We start from the raw sequence: 16,448 nt of genomic DNA on the forward strand, positions 1-16,448 counted from the left end.
TCAGTTCGCCCAAAAGCAGCCGGTCGGGCCGAAATAATTTCTGGAGCGGGTCCCAGAATTCGCCTATGGAAGCGACGCGAGGAATGTCCATAAATGGACGATTTGGCAATCGCAGGCTAAAGGTTCAAATCCGCATTCATGACCAATATCCGTTCTTCCCGCACGAACGCACCGCAGCGGACGCAAAGTGTCCCCTTGCGTTTGATCGCGCAAGCATTCGGCCGTGATGAAGTTGATTCGGCCTGTGACGAGATTCTGGCTGCTGCACGCACCGCCTGCAGTGCTCCGCAGTTAAGTTGCAGCTTCTCTCTTGAGTGCGAACACCCCAACCCGTGGTATCACGCTGTGGCCGTCGCCGTCGAAGGCATGCAAGATCAAGAATATGAACAATTTTTGTTGGCGCTTGCCAGGCTTGGCCTGATCGAAGCGCCCCGGGACAACGAGCTGTAGTCGGCCAGGGCCGGTCATCCAAACGAACCCTTCACTTTGTACCCCGCGATGTCACCGAGGAACAACATCATCGTGTCGCTCGACTTCGACTCGGCCAGTGAAGCACTGGAGCTGGTGGAGCGGCTCGGACCGTTGGCAGGGTCTTACAAGGTCGGCCTTCAACTGCTGACTGCGGCAGGCCCTACCGTGGTCCGAAAGCTGATTGTGGACGGCAAGGAAGTCTTTCTCGACTTGAAGCTCCACGAAATACCCACCTCAGTTTCCGGCGCGGTGTCGGCGGCCGGTGCTCTAGGGGTATCGATGGTCACCGTCCATGCGTCTGGGGGCTCCGCTGTGCTGCGGGCTGCAGTGGAAGCCGCTCGGCCATACCCCAATTTGAAAGTCCTGGCGCTGACGGTCATCACAAGCTTGCGAGACGAGGACCTCACGGAACTGGGCTTGGACGCCACCGTCCCGGAGCAAGTCATTCGACTCGCCAAGTTGGCCGCTGCAGCCGGCTGCCACGGAGTGGTCGCTTCAGCCCAAGAGGCGTGGCTGCTCCGCAGCCTCCTGCCAGCAGAGATGCTCATCGTTACCCCAGGCACGCAGCTGCGAACCGATGCGAAGAATGACCAGGCGCGAGTGGCTACGCCCTTCGATGCAATACGCTGGGGCGCGAGCCACGTCGTCATCGGGCGTTCCATCTCTCGTTCAGCGAATCCGTCCGAGACGTTGGCTGTCATCCAGGCGCAGGTGGATGAAGCCGTCTCCTCGTGACCGCTTCGGCAGCGATGCATGACTCTTCTAAGCCCGAAGCTCTGTCGGTCGCAACCGGCGACAGTCAGCCAGGAGCTGACGTTGCTGGGGCCTAGCCAGTTGAACCATGAAAAACACAGTGCTGCATTCCCCTTCCGACCTTGACGGGCTGGTCGTTGTCAACTGGATGGGCTGTGAGATGGCCCTCTCCGAGAGCGGCGAATGGGTGCCGGACGACGCAGGACTGGAGTCCTTCCGACCAGGTGATGTCCAATGGAGCCATCCAGCCGAGCCGTATCTTCAAATGATTGAAGTCCTCTTGCGCCTCGACGACGGACGCAGCTTCTCGTTGCGTTCGCAGTTCGACGATGGGACCGGCATTCATGGACTTTTCCTACTTTCAGAGCCACACGAATCATTGCGGCTGGCTGCCCCAAGTGCGGAAATCTTCAGGCTACGGGAACTCGTCGAGCTGCCGACGGGATTGATGCAAGTGCAGGAACTTCGTCGAGACGCGGCGAACAACGTCATTGAAATTCTCCTAAGAGTCGACTCGTCCGTCATCCTGTTCTTGTCGGGTGAAATCTACGAACGCGAGGGCAATCGATTCGAAATCGTCGAGGCCGACGAATCCATACTTATCCAAGTCGATGGTCAAAAACCTCGCATACAGGCCAGTCCATGACGAGGGGAATCAGCCACAAGCGGACACCCGGCAGTGACTCGGAAAACCACGGGAACGACATGAATCTGGTCTCCACCGGCGCCTTCGACCGCCTTCAGCAAGCTCTAACTGTCGAGCTTCTGCGAACAATCAAGTCAGAGTTGGAGAAGATCGACGCGCCGGAAGATTTGATTGAGCACCTCACGGGCAGCATCGGCTTCGCGGTGGCAAGCCTCATCGACGACACGGCAGGTTTCGCAGCGAATGGCGAAAACGTATCACCGCTGCTGACGTTTCTTACCGGCGACAAAACCTTGGAGTTCTGCGGCGGCAACTCGTATATGCATGAATACGTGCATCGACTGCTGCCGGGGCTGTTTCATCCGGAGGGCTAACACCGGCCCACTTGTGAAGCCACTCGGGCAGAATTCAGCCAATATCGGACACTCGCGGGAGAAAAATGCGCCCAAAAAAGCCAACACTTGGTCCGAATTCAAGAAATTTCTGAACGCACGAGCATGGTGAATTTGAGGTACTTTGTCGTGTTACCCAAGGGCGCGGTGGTCTCTACGTTGGAGATCGAATCCTCACTCGACCTCGGAGGGGTGTTCTACGATTACTGGCGCTCGACTGACGGACGGGTCGTAGGCATTCGGTATCACCTGTTAAGCACTTGCGAGCACGCTAGTCATCCCGTCTATTCCCAATTCATGGGGGATGGACGATTTGCTTTCGACAACGCTGCGCAGCATGTGGACTTCGTTTTTGACGAGGCGGATTCGCCCTCATTGAGGGAAGGACTTCTTCAGCTTGACGTTGTTCAGGATTTTGGAGGGGACCGGGTGGTGAGGAGTGAGGCGCTGCTTGGCATCGCCGTCGCACTGGCCAGTATCTGAACTTATGGAGCGCCCGTAGTCGGCCAAATGCAGTCGCTCAAGGCGGTCTCCTCGCGGACTGGTTGAGTTCAGAAAATCACTTCTCGCAATACCTTATGAAACGAATTCTTGATCGCTACGCGCCTGACGACTGGACTGTGGAAGGAGCCAAGATTCTTTCAGAGACAAGCCTTGCGAGAATCAAGAATGCCTTGGCCAGAGGCCCTGTCATTGTTCAGCACTGGTTCTATCGAGGGGCAAGTTCGCCACGTGTCATTTGCTTCGAGGACCTCGAGGAGTTTGAGGCTTATCTGGAGCAACACGCGATCCCGGGTGATGCCTTTGAGGTCTGGAGCTTCAACGAGGTCTGCAAGATGCAAAACGTGGTCACTGAAGGCAAGCTGCATGACGTGGATGGCTGTATACCCAGGGGCGGTGCCTATTGAAGACCACAGCGTCCGGCTACTGTCAGTCAAAGCCGGACATAGGATCAACGCAAGCAACTCGAATATCGCCGAATAGCCCACACGCCACTTCGACTCATGAGCGCAACTCATCGCATCGATCAGATCCTGCTCCAGGCAGTTGAACCTCCTTCCGCAGGAAGCGACCGCGTTCTTTCAAGGGTGGAGGTGGAAACTGCGTCCGGCTATGTCCGTGTCTTGCAGAACGCGGTCTCATCCAGGCATGAACTCGACACCTTCTGGGCATCGTGCCTTAGCGCTGACCAGTCTATTGAACCCCAGCGGGCTCAAATAGAAGTGACGGAACCGAGCCGCCTGCACGGAATTCTAGAAACCATTCGGCGTGATCTTGCTGGAGCAGGAAGTGTCGCGATGATCAATTTTTTGACGCCGATAGACGAGTGCTTTCGCGTCGTCAATGGATGCGAGCGTTGTTTTGGACATGTGTTGCTGCTGAGTTCGCGTGCCAACGCCGTATTCATTCATTGGCATCGAGAGTCATAGACGCCACTCGGATCACAACCGAGCCAGTGCATTGTTCGCGCTAGGAGCATTCGTTGAGCCTGCATGAAGCGAAAGACGCCGTTCGTCGCCGGCTTTTTTTCGCCGCTGTTCGCAACGGCAAGCGGACGCCGCGGTTTGGCTTTCAAGTCTGCCCAAACTGTAGCGGCCAAGGCACCCTTTGCGTGGAGCGAGAAGTGAATGGGCGCTGGATTGCGGCGCTCAAAGAGTGCTCGACATGCCGAGGGGAAACCATTGTCCCTAAGCAGCAACTCACGCGATAGAGCCGACCTAGAAGTCCAGCGGTGCGTCCGCTCTTGAGCTGCAGCTACTTCCGACCTCGACCATGACCACTACAGTGCTCCCATGACCGACACAAACACGCTCCCCCCAGACCTTCAAGCCGCCATGCGCGCACGAGACGAAGCCTTCTATGCCGTCGACTCGGCGCAGTGGGCCAAGTACACCGCGAGCGACTTCACGACTGTTCAGCAGAACGGCCAATTCATGTCTCGGGCCGAGCGGATCGGCAACCTTGCCACGCAGAAGCAGCGGCCCTATGTCCCGCGCGAACGCGAGCAGCACGAGCAGCAACGCGACCTTGTGGTCACCCGTTTTTTCAGCGGCGGGTTATGGGTCGTCGAAGTCTGGAAGCGCATCGACGGTGCCTGGGCCACCGTCATGACCCAAGCCACCACGGCAACTTCCACCACGCCCTGAGCAAGCCAAGCCAAGCGTTCACGGAACTTCCGCATCCGGCCGGCAGACAGCCGGCCAGACAGCGGCCAACGCCGCCTCCAAATCACGCCCGATCGGCGAACTGCTGTCAGGTCCGTAAACGGCCAGCGCGCGACGACCCCGGCTCGCAAGATGAAGTCTCTCCCCAAGACCTTCCTCTTCTTCAAAACCGTCCCGCATGTCCTCCGCCCTCCCCCGCCCCTTCCTGAACCTCGCGTGGTCCAACCTCGCCGCGCAGTCCGCTGAACAACTTAGCCTTGCAGCCGTACCGCTGGTGGCGGTGCTCGCACTCGGCGCCGGACCTGGAGAGATCGGCTTCCTGGCCGCCATCCAGACGCTGCCCTTTCTGCTGGTGTCGATGCCGATGGGCCTGCTCGCGGACCGTATATCGCGGCGGCGGTTGATGGTCTGGTCCGAGGCTCTGCGGGCGGTGTCGCTGCTGGTGCTTCTGGCGATGGTGCTCGCATCGGGCTTGAGCATCGGCTGGCTGGCGGTGCTCGGTTTTCTGGGCGCAGTGGGCACGGTGGGTTTCAGCGTCGCGGCGCCCGCGCTGGTGCCGGCGCTCGTGCCGCGCGAGGCGCTGGCCACGGCCAATGGACGGCTGGAGCTGGCGCGCAGCGCGGCCTTCACCGCCGGCCCCGCGTTGGCGGGCGCGCTGGTTGCATGGGCCGGTGCGCCGGCCGCGTTCGTGCTGGCCGCGCTGCTCTCGGTCTCGGCCGTGGGCCTGCTGCTGAAGCTGGCTGAAGCGCCACGCAATACGGCATCGCGGCGCCATCCGCTGCTCGACGTACGCGACGGTGCGCGCTTCGTCTGGCAGCACGCGTTGTTGCGCCCCATGCTGATGACGGGCGCAGTCTTCAACATCTCGTGGTTCGTGTTGCAGGCGGGGTATGTGCCCTATGCCGTGCGCGTGCTGGGCCTGGGCGCGCAGGCGGTCGGCTTCACGCTCGCGATGTATGGCGCGGGCATGGTGGCCGGGGCCTTGCTCACGTCGCGCGTGGTGGCGCGCATGCCTTTCGGCCGGGCGATCCAGGTCGGCCCCGCCGTGGCCGTCGTTGCCGCAGCCACGATGGCCGCGACGCTCGTCGTGCCGACGGCATCGCTGGCTGCGTTGTCGTTCTTTTTATTCGGCGCGGGGCCGATGGTCTGGGTCATCACGACCACCACGCTGCGCCAGAGCGTGACGGACGCGGCCATGCTCGGCCGCGTGTCGGCCGTGTTCCTCACGATCAACGCGGGCTCACGCCCCATTGGCGCTGCATTGGGTGGCGCGGTCGGCGCGGCTTGGGGAGAGCCGGCCTGCCTGCTGCTGGCACTCGCAGGGTTCGTGCTGCAGGCCGCGATCATCTTTGCCTCGCGCGTCGCGGGGCTGCGCCACTTGCCCGTGGCGGTGGGTTGAGGCTGGCTCAGGCGGCCCGGTTCCGCACCTGCCGCGCCGAAGCTGGCTCCAGGAACAGCTGCCGGAAGTAATCGCGAAACGCCGTCATCGCCGGCGAGAACTCCACACCCTGCTTCCACCCCAGGCCGATGTTCATGGTCGGCACCGCGTCGCGCAGGTTGATGGTCTCGATGCGCTTTCCTTCCAGCGACCACGGCCGGTAGACCATGTCCGACAGCACCGTCACGCCCAGCCCGTTGGCCACCGTGCTGCGTACCGCCTCCACCGAGCTGGTGCGCAGCCTGATATGCGGCTGGTGCGGTGTCTTGCTCCAGTACTTCAGCGCCGTGGCCGCGGCCTCGTCCACCGTGAGCATGATGTAGGGCTCGGCCGCCACGTCGGCCAGCGTGACCTCGGCTTTCTCCAGCAGCGGATGCTTGGCCGGCACCCACAGCCTGCGCTGCGAGCCGAAGAAAGTTTCGAGCGACAGCTCGCGCAGCACCACGTTCGACGTGAGCACCACGCCCATGTCGTAGCTCTGCGTGATCAGGCCTTCTTCGATGGCCTCGCGCGCCACCTCGTGCACCTTCACCGTGACTTGCGGATGCAGCTGCTCGAAGCGCTGCAGATGGTGCGGCAGGAAGTAGCCCAGCACCGTGTAGCTCGCGGCGATGGTCAGCGAGCCTTCGACGTTCGCGCCCTCGTGCGGCATGCGGAGCGCTTCGTCCGCCGCCGACAGCACCGCGTACGCGTGGCTCAAAAAACGCCGCCCTGCCTTCGTCAATTCGACGCCGTGCGGATGCCGCTCGAAGAGCTGCTGCCCCATCATTTCTTCCAGCTCGCGGATGGCGGTGGTCACGGCCGACTGCGAGATGTTGAGCTGCAGCGCCGCGTGCGAGATGCGCCCCACCTCGGCCACGGCAGAAAAGTACTTGAGCTGGCGAAGGGTCAGGGACATGGCGCGGGCCTCCTCGGAGTCTTCGGTCGGGTATTGCAGGATGCGCGACGGGCACCTCGCATTAGGTGAAAACCCGATATCGCGAAATCGCGTCCCTCCAGAGTAGCGCCCAATCCGCGGCATTGCAGCATCTGTTTTTCAGATATCGAGCCGCTCGAAAACAATGCTTTTCAGTCTTTTGACTGCTCACTAATCTTCGCCCTGTCCTGCATTGCCGCTGTCCGGCGATGCCCACAGAACAAAGGCTGCGAGACGTGAAGAAGACGCTGATCGATCTGAACTCCGACATGGGCGAAGGCTTCGGCCCCTGGACCATCGGCGATGGTGTCGACGAGCAGCTCATGCCGCTGATCAGCTCGGCCAACATCGCCACCGGCTTCCATGCGGGCGACCCGAACATCATGCGCAAGATGGTGCTGCTGGCCCGCGAGCACGGCGTAGGCATCGGCGCGCATCCGGGCTTTCGCGATCTGGTGGGCTTTGGCCGCCGCCACATCACCGCGCCGGCCGACGAGCTGGTGAACGACATGGTCTACCAGCTCGGTGCGCTGCGCGAGTTCGCACGGCTGGAAGGCATGACGCTGCAGCACATCAAGCCGCACGGCGCGCTCTACATGCATGCGGCGCACGACGAGGCACTGTCGCGTGCACTGGTGACGGCGCTGCAGCAGATCGAACCGACGCTGCGCCTGTTCTGCATGGAAGCCTCCGTCACGTACCAGGTGGCCCGCGAACTCGGCCAGCCGGTGGTGCGCGAGTTCTATGCGGATCGCGACTACGACCTGAGCGGCTCCATCGTCTTCACACGCCGCGTCGGTGCGCTGGAGCCCGCTGCCGTGGCTGCCAAGGTGCTTCGCGCCTGTACTGAGGGACTGGTGCGCACCGTCGAAGGCAAGGATATTGCTGTCGGCTTCGATTCGGTCTGCATCCACAGCGACACGCCCGGTGCGCTCGCGCTGGTGCAGGCCACGCGGCGCGCCCTCGCCGACCACGACATTCGCGTTGCCGGCCTCGCCGCGCCGGCGCAGGGCTGATTGCGTTTTTTCGTTCTTGTTCCAGGAGTGCATCCAATGTCCGCTACCCACGAAGTCCTGAGCCCGCTGCCGGGCACCTTCTACCGCCGCTCGGCGCCCGACGCGCCGCCCTTCAAGACCGAAGGCGACACGGTGGCCGTGGGCGACGTGCTGGGCCTGGTCGAGGTGATGAAGCAGTTCAGCGAGGTCACCGCCGATGCGGCCGGCCGCCTGCAGCGCTTCGCGGTCGAGAACGGCGAGCCGGTCGATCCGGGCCAGGTGCTGGCCGTCATCGAGACGGCGTGAGGGCATGAAGGCAAGGCCCATGAAGAACGCCGCATTCGACAAGCTGCTGATCGCCAACCGCGGCGAGATCGCGGTGCGGATCATCCGCGCCGCGAAAGAACTGGGGCTGAAGACGGTCGCCGTCTACAGCGACGCAGACGCGCAGAGTCTCGCCGTGCAGATGGCCGACGAAGCCGTGCGCATCGGCCCGGCGCATGCCACCAAGAGCTACCTGAGCGTCGATGCCATCCTGCAGGCGGCCGCAGACAGCGGTGCCGGCGCGGTGCATCCGGGCTACGGTTTTCTTTCGGAGAACGCCGACTTCGCCGAACGCGTCGAAGCCGCAGGCCTCGTGTTCGTCGGCCCCACGCCGCACGCCATCCGCACCATGGGCGACAAAGCTGCCGCGCGCGCCGCCGCCATGAAGGCCGGCGTGCCCACGGTGCCCGGTAGCGCCGGCGTGGTCACCGACCCGGACACGGCCGTCGAGGTGGCGAAAGACATCGGCTACCCGATCATGATCAAGGCCTCGGCCGGCGGCGGCGGGCGCGGCATTCGCGTGGCACAAGACGAAGCCGAACTGCGCCAGCAGTTCGCCACGGCCACAGCCGAAGCGCAGGCGGCTTTCGGCAACGGCGAGGTGTACCTCGAACGCTTCATCCGGCAGGCGCGCCACATCGAAGTGCAGATCCTCGGCGACGGGCAGCGCGTGGTGCATTGCTTCGAGCGCGAATGCTCTCTGCAGCGCCGCCGCCAGAAGGTCTGGGAAGAAGCGCCTTCGGCCGCCATCAGCGAGGCCACCCGCGCCGCGCTGTGCGAATCGGCGCTGCGGCTGGCCAATGCCGTGGCCTATCGCGGCGCCGGCACGCTCGAATACCTGTACGACGACGACACGCGCGAGTTCTTCTTCATCGAGATGAACACCCGCATCCAGGTCGAGCACCCCATCACCGAAATGATCACCGGCGTCGATCTGGTCAAGGAAATGCTGCGCATCGCACTCGGCCAGCCGCTGCACCTCGAGCAAGAAGACATCCGCCTGACCGGCGCCGCCATCGAGGTGCGCATCAACGCCGAGAACGCCGCGAAGAACTTCATGCCGAGCCCGGGGCTGGTGTCGCAGCTCGTGGTGCCGGGTGGGCCGGGCGTGCGCTTCGACACCATGCTGTTCCCCGGCTACACGGTGCCGGCCTACTACGACTCGCTGCTGGGCAAGCTCATCGTGCACGACTCAGACCGCGCAGGCGCGCTGGCCCGCATGCGCCGCGCGCTGGGCGAACTCAAGGTCGAGGGCATCCACACCACGATCCCGTTGCATCGCGCGCTGTGCAATGACGCGGACGTGGCAAAGGCCGCCTTCCATACCGGCTTTCTCGAAACATGGCTCGCGGCGAATCCACTCGCCGATGCCGCTGCCTCTCCAGTAAAGGTGCCCGCATGACCGCCACGACCACCCTTCCCGCCCAGGCCCGCTACAGCTTCGGCGGCGACGAGCACCTGTTCGTCGAGATCAGCGAAGAGATGTCGCTGCCGGCCTTCTTCAAGGGCATGGCCATCTGCAACGAGCTGCGCCGCCGCGCGCTGCCCGGCGTCACGGAGATCTGCCCGGCCAATGCCGCCTACCTCGTGCGCTTCGACCCCGATGCGATCGCGCCCGATGCATTGCTCGCCACGCTGAAGGAAATCGAGGCGGGCCTGGGTGAAGCCGACCTGCAGCTGCAGACCCGCATCATCGAAATCCCGGTGCTCTACAACGACCCGTGGACGCACGAAACGCTGATGCGCTTTCGCGAGCGGCACCAGGACCCGACCAGCACCGACATCGAATACGCGGCGCGCATCAATGGCCATGCCTCGGTCGATGCCTTCATCGAGGCGCATTCCTCCGCGCCGTGGTTCGTGTCGATGGTGGGCTTCGTGGCCGGCCTGCCCTTCCTGTTCCAGATGGTCGAGCGCGAGCGCCAGATCCAGGTGCCCAAGTACCTGAGCCCTCGTACCGACACGCCCAAGCTCACGCTGGGCCACGGCGGTTGCTTCAGCTGCATCTACTCGGTGCGCGGCGCGGGCGGCTACCAGATGTTCGGCGTCACACCCGCGCCGATCTTCGACCCGGCGCAGCGGCTGTCGTACCTGAAGGACCTGATGGTGTTCTTCCAGCCCGGCGACATCGTGAAGTGGAAGCCCATCGACCGCGCCGAGTACGACCGCCAGATCGCGCAGGTCGAAGACGGGAGCTACACGCTGCGCATCGCGCCGGTGTCGTTCTCGCTCAAGGAATTCCTGGCCAACCCCGATGGCTACAACCAACAGCTGCTGAAGGTGCTCCATGGCGATTGAAGTCATCAAGCCCGGCCTGGCGACCAGCGTGCAGGACGCGGGCCGCCCCGGTTACTACAACCTGGGCATTCCGCTGTCGGGCGCGCTCGACCAGCAAAGCCTGGTGCTCGCGAACCTGCTGGTGGGCAACGACGAAGGCGCGGCCGTCATCGAAAGCACGCTGCTCGGGCCCGAGCTGCAGTTCGACGCACCCGCGCTGGTGGCCGTGACCGGTGCCGACGCCAAGGTCAAGCTCAACGGCAACGAGATGCCGCGCAACGAATCCTTCGCGGTGCAGGCCGGCGACAAGCTGAGCTTCGATTTCATGAAGCTCGGCGCCCGCATGTGCATCGCGGTGGCCGGCGGCATCGACGTGCCGGTGGTGCTGGGCAGCCGCTCGACCTACGGGCTGGGCGCCTTCGGCGGCTTAAACGGCCGCAAGCTGCTGGCCGGCGACAGCCTGCCGGTCGGCACGCCATCGGCCAAGGCCAGGCCGGGCCGCAGGGTCGATGCCGCGCTGCTGCCTGTGCTGGCGAAAGAAGTGGCGCTGCGCGTTTTGCCGGGCATCTACTTCCACCGCCTGCAAGAGGTGTCGGTGCAGAGTTTCTTCGCCGACACCTGGACGGTGGGCTCCGAAGCCGACCGCATCGGCTACCGCTACAAGAGCGGCACGCCGCTGAAGTTTCTCGATCGCAAGCCGCCCTTCGGCGCGGGCTACGACCCGTCGAACATCGTCGATGCGGGCTACCCGTATGGATCCATCCAGGTGCCGGGCGGACGCGAGCCGATCATCCTGCACCGCGATGCGGTCTCGGGCGGCGGCTACGCGATGGTGGGCACCGTGATCAGCGCGGACATGGACCTCATCGCCCAGATGCAGCCCAACCACAAGGCCCGCTTCGTCGAGGTCGACATGGCCCAGGCGCTCGAAGCCCGCGCCGAACGGCGACGACGGATAGACCGCCTGCGCGCGGCGCTCGCGGCCTGAGCCGCGGCCACCCCTTCCCCTCTTTTTTCACCGCTGTCACCCAAGGAGTTCTTCATGAACAGCTCGCCCCTGCGCGTTTCATTGATCGCCGCTTCGCTCGCCGCCACGGGCCTGCTGTGGCACGGCGCGGCCTCGGCCGCCGACTGGTTCCCCTACAAGGCCGAAGCGACTGAGCCCGCCTTCTCGGCCGAAGGCACGAAGAAGCCCATCGACTACACGCCGCTGGCCAAGGCATCAAAGAAGTGGGACATCTGCGTGTCGTTCCCGCACATGAAAGATGCGTACTGGCTCGGCGTCGACTACGGCGTGATCGAGGAAGCCCGCCGCCAGGGCGTGAAGCTGCAGTTGGCCGATGCGGGCGGCTACACCAACCTGGCCAAGCAGGTCTCGCAGATCGAGGACTGCGTGGCGCGCGGCGCCAACGCGGTGATCATCGGCGCGATCTCGGGCGACGGACTGAACAACGTCATCAAGGCCACGGCCGCCAAGAAGGTGCCGGTGATCGACCTCGTCAATGGCATCAACTCGCCCGACCTGTCGGCCAAGTCGCTGGTGTCGTTCTACACGATGGGCCATTCGACCGGCGAGTACCTCGCGAAGAAGCACCCGGCCGGCTCGCCGCCCGTCAAGGTGGGCTGGTTCCCCGGCCCGGCCGGCGCGGGCTGGGTCGAGGCCGCGCACAAGGGCTTCATGGAAGCGATCAAGGGCAGCGCGGTGGTGGTGCTCGACCCGAAATACGGCGACACCGGCAAGGAGGCGCAGGCCAAGCTGGTCGAAGACGTGCTGCAGGGCAACCCCGACCTGGCCTACGTGGCCGGCACCGCCGTCACGGCCGAAGCCGCCACCGGCATCCTGCGTTCGCGCAATCTCGACAAGAAGGTGCAGGTGCTGTCCTTCTACATGACGCCGGGCGTCTACGAGGGCATCCAGAAGGGCCGCATCGTCGCCTCCCCGGCCGACTCGATGGTGATCCAGGGCCGCATCGCGGTCGACCAGGCGGTGCGCCTGCTCGAGAACAAGGAGGTGGTGAAGCATGTCGGCCCGAAGATCTTCGTGGTCGACAGCAGCAACATCAAGAGCGTGAAGCTCGACGACATCCTGCCGCCGCCGGGCTTCAAGCCGGTGTTCGAGGTCAAGTAAGCCCGCCGTCGATGTCTGCCCCGTTGTTGCAAACCGTCGGCCTCGGCAAGCGCTACCCCGGCGTGCTGGCGCTCGACGCGATGGATTTCGAGCTGCGCGCCGGCGAAGTGCATGTGCTGTTCGGTGAGAACGGGGCCGGCAAGTCCACGCTGATCTCGCTGCTGGCCGGCGCCAACACGCCCTCGGCCGGCGAGATCCGCATGCATGGCGAGCGCGTCCGCTTCTCGAACGTGCACGAGGCCCGACGACACGGCATCAGCGCGGTGTTCCAGGAGTTCTCGCTGATTCCCACGCTGTCGGTGGCGCAGAACCTGAGCCTGGGCGAAGAGCCCTGCAAAGGCGGCCTGCTCGACCGCGCCGCGGTGCGCGAGCGGGCCCGCGCGATGCTGGCCGACCTGGGCTTCGGGATCGATGTCGATGCGCCCGTCTCGGGCCTCACGCGGGCCCAGCAGCAGATGGTGGAAATTGCCAAGGGCCTGCGCGGCGAGGTGTCGGTGCTGATCCTCGACGAGCCCACTGCCTCGCTGACCGACACCGAGACGCAGCGCCTGTTCGAACTGGTGGCGCGGCTGAAGGCGCGCGGCGTGGGCATCGTCTACATCTCGCACCGCATGCAGGAGATCGCGCTGATCGCCGACCGCATCACGGTGCTGCGCGACGGCCGCAAGGTCACCACGGTGGAAGCCAATGCAACCAGCGCCGACCGCCTGATCGAGCTGATGAGCGGTCGCGCGATCGAGCAGATCTATCCGCGCATCGCCCATGCCCCTGGCGAGGTGGTGTTGCAGGTCGAAGGCCTGAGCTCGCCCAACGGCGTGCGCGGCGCGAGCCTCACGGTGCGGCGCGGCGAAGTGGTCGGGCTGGCGGGGCTGGTGGGTTGCGGCAAGTCGGAGCTGTTCCGCGCGATCTACGGGCTCGATGCGGTAAGCGAGGGCCGCGTGCTGTTCAAGGGCCTGCCGCGCACCGGTGCGAAGGTGCGGCAACTGCTCGACGAAGGCCTGTTTTACCTGCCGCCGGATCGCAAGGGCGAAGGGCTGGTGCTGGACTTCAGCTCGCGCGCCAACATCACGCTGCCACTGGTGCATGGGCCATTGCGCGGACACGGCGGCTGGCTGCGCAAGCGGCTCGGGCGCCGGCTGTCCGCCACGGCGGCCGAGCGCGTGGAGCTGGCGCCCCGCAACCTCGAACGGCCGGTGGCGCTGCTGTCGGGCGGCAACCAGCAGAAGGTGCTGTTCGGCAAGGGCATGACGCGCGACGCCGCGCTCTATGTGTTCGACGAGCCCACGGTGGGCGTGGACATCGGCACGCGCAGCGCGCTCTACCAGGTGATCCAGAAGCTCTGCGAAGGCGGCGCGGCCGTGGTCGTCATCTCGTCCGACCTGCCCGAGGTGCTGCACCTGAGCCACCGCGTCTATGTGATGTGCCGCGGCGAGATCGCCGGCGAGCTGCAAGGCGATGCGATCAGCGAAACCCGCGTGCTCAACCTGTTTTTCGGTTCCAGCGAAAGAAAGCCATGACTCCGTCTCCCACTGTGGCCACGACCACTGCCACCACCGCCACCGCCGCGCCCACCCCCGGCCTTGCGGGCCGCCTGCTCGGCCTGCTGCGCAGCCTGTTCCTGCGCCTCGGCGTACTGCCCTTCATGCTGGTCGTCGCCTTCATTGTGTTCAGCACGCTGTCGGACCAGTTCCTCACAGTGCAGAACCTGGTGAACCTGCTGCGCCAGTCGGTCTACCTGATCCTGGTGTCGATGGGCCAGATGCTGGCGCTGGTGACGGGTGGCTTCGACCTCTCGGTCGGCACCGTCATGGCGATCACCTCGGTGGTCTCGGCGCTGGCCATGCAAAGCTTCGGCGCGGCGCTGCCCGACGCGACATGGGTGGTGGTGATCACAGGCTGCGCCTGCGGCCTGCTCGCAGGACTGTCGGTGGGTCTCATCAACGGCATCGGCGTGGCGTTCATCGGCGTCTCGCCCTTCATCGTGACGCTGGGCGTGCAGTCCATCGGCTTCGGCTTTGCGCTCTACCTCACGGGCGGCGTGCCGGTGTCGGGCATCCCTGGCGAGTTCAGCGAGCTGTTCGGCTTTGGCACGCTGCTCGGGGTGCCCATACCGATTCTGGTGACGGCCGTGTGCGTCGCGGGCATGGGCGTGCTCATGGCGCGCATGCCGACCGGCACGCACCTGCTGGCCGTGGGCGGCAATGCCAAGGCGGCCGCGCTCTCGGGCATCGACACGCGCCGCGTGCTGCTGATGGCCTACCTGCTGTGCGCCGGCCTGGCCGCCGTGAGCGGCCTGCTGCTGACGGCGCGCGTGGAGACCGGCGAGGCCAACCTCGGCGGCACCGTGGCGCTCGAATCGATTGCCGCCTGCGTGATCGCCGGCGTGAGCCTGCGCGGCGGCATCGGCCGGGTGCCGAACGTGGTGATGGGCGCCATCTTCATCGGGCTGGTGCAGAACGGCATGAACCTGGCCAGTGTGGGCTCCTACCTGCAGATGGTGGTGCTGGGCGCGCTGCTGATCGTGGCGGTGGTCGCCGACCAGGTCCGCCACCGCATGGTGGCGCCGGGCAGTCACTGACTAGGCCACTGGCCCATTGAAGCCGGCCACCGAATATCGACAACAAGCCACAAGGAAGGAAAACTCGCATGACTCCCCTCAACAACGCCGCCATCGACGCACGCCGCATCGCGGCCACGCCGCGCGGCATCGGCATCGGTTTTCCGATCTACGCGGAGCGCGCGCTCAACGCCGAGCTGTGGGACGTGGAAGGCCGGCGCTACATCGACTTCGGCTCGGGCATCGCGGTGCTCAACACCGGGCACCGCCACCCGCGCGTGGTCGAGGCGATCCGCGCGCAGCTCGACCGCTTCACCCACACGGCCTACCAGGTGGTGCCGTACGAAAGCGTGGTCTCGCTGGCCGAGCGCCTGAACAAGCTGACGCCCGGCACGCATGCCAAGAAGACGGCTTTTTTCACCACCGGCGCCGAGGCCGTCGAGAACGCCATCAAGATCGCTCGCGCGGCCACGCGTCGCCCCGGCGTGATCGCGCTGGGTGGCGGCTTTCATGGCCGCACCTTCATGGGCATGGCGCTCACGGGCAAGGTGGTGCCGTACAAGACCGGCTTCGGCCCCTTTCCCGGCAGCATCTTCCATGTGCCTGCGCCGATTGCGTTGCACGGCGTGTCGGTCGAAGACTCGCTGCGCGCCATCGACCGGCTGTTCAAGGCCGACATCGAGCCCGAGCAGGTGGCGGCCATGATCCTGGAGCCGGTGCAGGGTGAAGGCGGTTTTTATGCGGCACCGCCCGAGTTCATGCGCGCGCTGCGCCGGATCTGCGACAGCTACGGCATCCTGCTGATTGCCGACGAGATCCAGACCGGCTTCGGCCGCACCGGCAAGTGGTTCGCGATGGAGCACTACGACGTGGTGCCCGACCTCATGACCATGGCCAAGAGCCTGGCCGGCGGCACGCCGCTGTCGGCGGTGTGCGGCAGCGCCAGCATCATGGACGCGCCGGCGCCCGGTGGGCTCGGCGGCACCTACGCCGCCAACGCGCTGGCAATTGCATCGGCCCATGCCGTGCTCGACGTGATCGAGGAAGAAAAGCTCTGCGAGCGCGCGCAGGTGCTGGGCGACCGGCTCAAGGCGCGCCTCGAAGGCCTGCGCGCCAGGGTGCCGCAGATCTCGGACGTGCGCGGCCTTGGCGCCATGGTGGCCGTGGAGTTCGCCGATGCGCACGGCGCGCCCGACCCCGAGTTCACGAAGCAGGTGCAAGCCCGCGCACGCGACGCGGGCTTGCTGCTCCTGACTTGCGGCGTGCATGCCAATGTGGTCCGCTTCCTGTTCCCGCTGACCATCGAAGATGCCGTGCTCGAAGAAGGCCTCGGCATCCTCGCGGCGGCCCTGCAAGCCTGACCACCCTCACCCGATCCATCCATTT

At 64.9% G+C, this 16,448-nt stretch carries 19 protein-coding genes; 18 read left to right on the plus strand and 1 reads right to left on the minus strand.

Going from position 1 to position 16,448, the window contains the following annotated elements; all coding sequences use genetic code 11:
• The first annotated feature begins 138 nt into the window (after window positions 1-138).
• From BLQ28_RS32640 to BLQ28_RS14035, 9 genes are all read left to right on the plus strand, one after another.
• A complete protein-coding gene (locus BLQ28_RS32640; RefSeq protein WP_143012491.1) occupies window positions 139-450 on the plus strand; it encodes a hypothetical protein in 312 nt (103 codons plus the stop codon).
• A gap of 48 nt (window positions 451-498) precedes the next feature.
• The gene (gene pyrF / locus BLQ28_RS14005) at window positions 499-1,206 is read left to right on the plus strand and encodes an orotidine-5'-phosphate decarboxylase (protein WP_093240180.1); all 708 of its coding nucleotides are present in this window, start codon (window positions 499-501) and stop codon (window positions 1,204-1,206) included.
• A 106-nt stretch (window positions 1,207-1,312) separates the two neighbouring features.
• Complete coding sequence (locus BLQ28_RS14010; protein WP_143012492.1) at window positions 1,313-1,870, plus strand: hypothetical protein; 558 nt, start codon at window positions 1,313-1,315, stop codon at window positions 1,868-1,870.
• A gap of 59 nt (window positions 1,871-1,929) precedes the next feature.
• Window positions 1,930-2,244 (plus strand): hypothetical protein, encoded by a 315-nt coding sequence (locus tag BLQ28_RS14015; protein ID WP_143012493.1) that lies wholly within the window; start codon window positions 1,930-1,932, stop codon window positions 2,242-2,244.
• Window positions 2,245-2,331: 87 nt separating this feature from the next.
• The gene (locus BLQ28_RS14020; RefSeq protein ID WP_143012494.1) at window positions 2,332-2,745 is read left to right on the plus strand and encodes a hypothetical protein; all 414 of its coding nucleotides are present in this window, start codon (window positions 2,332-2,334) and stop codon (window positions 2,743-2,745) included.
• Window positions 2,746-2,840: 95 nt separating this feature from the next.
• Complete coding sequence (locus tag BLQ28_RS14025) at window positions 2,841-3,170, plus strand: hypothetical protein (protein WP_093240191.1); 330 nt, start codon at window positions 2,841-2,843, stop codon at window positions 3,168-3,170.
• A 96-nt stretch (window positions 3,171-3,266) separates the two neighbouring features.
• On the plus strand, window positions 3,267-3,692 hold the full coding sequence (locus BLQ28_RS32645) for a hypothetical protein (RefSeq protein WP_143012495.1): 426 nt from the start codon (window positions 3,267-3,269) through the stop codon (window positions 3,690-3,692).
• A gap of 363 nt (window positions 3,693-4,055) precedes the next feature.
• Complete coding sequence (locus BLQ28_RS14030; protein ID WP_093240193.1) at window positions 4,056-4,409, plus strand: hypothetical protein; 354 nt, start codon at window positions 4,056-4,058, stop codon at window positions 4,407-4,409.
• 196 nt (window positions 4,410-4,605) lie between these two features.
• A complete protein-coding gene (locus BLQ28_RS14035) occupies window positions 4,606-5,826 on the plus strand; it encodes an MFS transporter (RefSeq protein WP_093240196.1) in 1,221 nt (406 codons plus the stop codon).
• A 7-nt stretch (window positions 5,827-5,833) separates the two neighbouring features.
• Here BLQ28_RS14035 and BLQ28_RS14040 read toward each other — a convergent pair whose 3' ends face one another.
• A complete protein-coding gene (locus tag BLQ28_RS14040) occupies window positions 5,834-6,763 on the minus strand; it encodes a LysR family transcriptional regulator (RefSeq protein ID WP_093240198.1) in 930 nt (309 codons plus the stop codon).
• 254 nt (window positions 6,764-7,017) lie between these two features.
• Here BLQ28_RS14040 and BLQ28_RS14045 point away from each other — a divergent pair, with 254 nt between their 5' ends.
• From BLQ28_RS14045 to gabT, 9 genes are all read left to right on the plus strand, one after another.
• On the plus strand, window positions 7,018-7,797 hold the full coding sequence (locus BLQ28_RS14045) for a 5-oxoprolinase subunit PxpA (protein WP_256327291.1): 780 nt from the start codon (window positions 7,018-7,020) through the stop codon (window positions 7,795-7,797).
• A 36-nt stretch (window positions 7,798-7,833) separates the two neighbouring features.
• Window positions 7,834-8,082: an acetyl-CoA carboxylase gene (locus BLQ28_RS14050; protein WP_093240205.1), complete on the plus strand. Its 249-nt coding sequence runs from the start codon at window positions 7,834-7,836 to the stop codon at window positions 8,080-8,082.
• Window positions 8,083-8,101: 19 nt separating this feature from the next.
• A complete protein-coding gene (locus tag BLQ28_RS14055; RefSeq protein WP_093240207.1) occupies window positions 8,102-9,502 on the plus strand; it encodes an acetyl-CoA carboxylase biotin carboxylase subunit in 1,401 nt (466 codons plus the stop codon).
• Window positions 9,499-10,398 (plus strand): 5-oxoprolinase subunit B family protein, encoded by a 900-nt coding sequence (locus BLQ28_RS14060; RefSeq protein ID WP_093240210.1) that lies wholly within the window; start codon window positions 9,499-9,501, stop codon window positions 10,396-10,398. Before BLQ28_RS14055 ends, BLQ28_RS14060 begins: the two co-directional genes overlap by 4 nt.
• Complete coding sequence (locus tag BLQ28_RS14065; protein WP_093240211.1) at window positions 10,388-11,365, plus strand: 5-oxoprolinase subunit C family protein; 978 nt, start codon at window positions 10,388-10,390, stop codon at window positions 11,363-11,365. The genes BLQ28_RS14060 and BLQ28_RS14065 overlap by 11 nt, the downstream gene beginning before the upstream one ends.
• Window positions 11,366-11,419: 54 nt before the next feature.
• A complete protein-coding gene (gene torT, locus BLQ28_RS14070; protein WP_093240214.1) occupies window positions 11,420-12,505 on the plus strand; it encodes a TMAO reductase system periplasmic protein TorT in 1,086 nt (361 codons plus the stop codon).
• 11 nt (window positions 12,506-12,516) lie between these two features.
• Entirely contained in the window at window positions 12,517-14,022 is a 1,506-nt protein-coding gene (locus BLQ28_RS14075; protein ID WP_093240216.1) for a sugar ABC transporter ATP-binding protein, read from the plus strand.
• Window positions 14,019-15,083: an ABC transporter permease gene (locus BLQ28_RS14080; RefSeq protein ID WP_093240219.1), complete on the plus strand. Its 1,065-nt coding sequence runs from the start codon at window positions 14,019-14,021 to the stop codon at window positions 15,081-15,083. The genes BLQ28_RS14075 and BLQ28_RS14080 overlap by 4 nt, the downstream gene beginning before the upstream one ends.
• Before the next feature lie 68 nt (window positions 15,084-15,151).
• Window positions 15,152-16,423, plus strand: coding sequence for a 4-aminobutyrate--2-oxoglutarate transaminase (gene gabT / locus BLQ28_RS14085; protein WP_093240221.1), 1,272 nt, complete (start codon window positions 15,152-15,154; stop codon window positions 16,421-16,423).
• The last annotated feature ends 25 nt before the right edge of the window (window positions 16,424-16,448 follow it).

This window comes from Variovorax sp. EL159, from assembly GCF_900100965.1.
Lineage (GTDB): Bacteria > Pseudomonadota > Gammaproteobacteria > Burkholderiales > Burkholderiaceae_C > Variovorax.

Bases quoted from the DNA above. Each gene is read 5' to 3' on its own strand.
- BLQ28_RS14030 (WP_093240193.1), top strand. From the start codon at position 4,056: ATGACCGACACAAACACGCTCCCCCCAGACCTTCAAGCCGCCATGCGC.
- BLQ28_RS14035 (WP_093240196.1), top strand. From the start codon at position 4,606: ATGTCCTCCGCCCTCCCCCGCCCCTTCCTGAACCTCGCGTGGTCCAAC.
- BLQ28_RS32640 (WP_143012491.1), top strand. From the start codon at position 139: ATGACCAATATCCGTTCTTCCCGCACGAACGCACCGCAGCGGACGCAA.
- BLQ28_RS14010 (WP_143012492.1), top strand. From the start codon at position 1,313: ATGAAAAACACAGTGCTGCATTCCCCTTCCGACCTTGACGGGCTGGTC.
- BLQ28_RS14075 (WP_093240216.1), top strand. From the start codon at position 12,517: ATGTCTGCCCCGTTGTTGCAAACCGTCGGCCTCGGCAAGCGCTACCCC.
- BLQ28_RS14065 (WP_093240211.1), top strand. From the start codon at position 10,388: ATGGCGATTGAAGTCATCAAGCCCGGCCTGGCGACCAGCGTGCAGGAC.
- BLQ28_RS14060 (WP_093240210.1), top strand. From the start codon at position 9,499: ATGACCGCCACGACCACCCTTCCCGCCCAGGCCCGCTACAGCTTCGGC.
- BLQ28_RS14050 (WP_093240205.1), top strand. From the start codon at position 7,834: ATGTCCGCTACCCACGAAGTCCTGAGCCCGCTGCCGGGCACCTTCTAC.
- BLQ28_RS32645 (WP_143012495.1), top strand. From the start codon at position 3,267: ATGAGCGCAACTCATCGCATCGATCAGATCCTGCTCCAGGCAGTTGAA.
- torT (WP_093240214.1), top strand. From the start codon at position 11,420: ATGAACAGCTCGCCCCTGCGCGTTTCATTGATCGCCGCTTCGCTCGCC.
- BLQ28_RS14025 (WP_093240191.1), top strand. From the start codon at position 2,841: ATGAAACGAATTCTTGATCGCTACGCGCCTGACGACTGGACTGTGGAA.
- BLQ28_RS14015 (WP_143012493.1), top strand. From the start codon at position 1,930: ATGAATCTGGTCTCCACCGGCGCCTTCGACCGCCTTCAGCAAGCTCTA.
- gabT (WP_093240221.1), top strand. From the start codon at position 15,152: ATGACTCCCCTCAACAACGCCGCCATCGACGCACGCCGCATCGCGGCC.
- BLQ28_RS14055 (WP_093240207.1), top strand. From the start codon at position 8,102: ATGAAGAACGCCGCATTCGACAAGCTGCTGATCGCCAACCGCGGCGAG.
- pyrF (WP_093240180.1), top strand. From the start codon at position 499: ATGTCACCGAGGAACAACATCATCGTGTCGCTCGACTTCGACTCGGCC.
- BLQ28_RS14080 (WP_093240219.1), top strand. From the start codon at position 14,019: ATGACTCCGTCTCCCACTGTGGCCACGACCACTGCCACCACCGCCACC.
- BLQ28_RS14040 (WP_093240198.1), bottom strand. From the start codon at position 6,763: ATGTCCCTGACCCTTCGCCAGCTCAAGTACTTTTCTGCCGTGGCCGAG.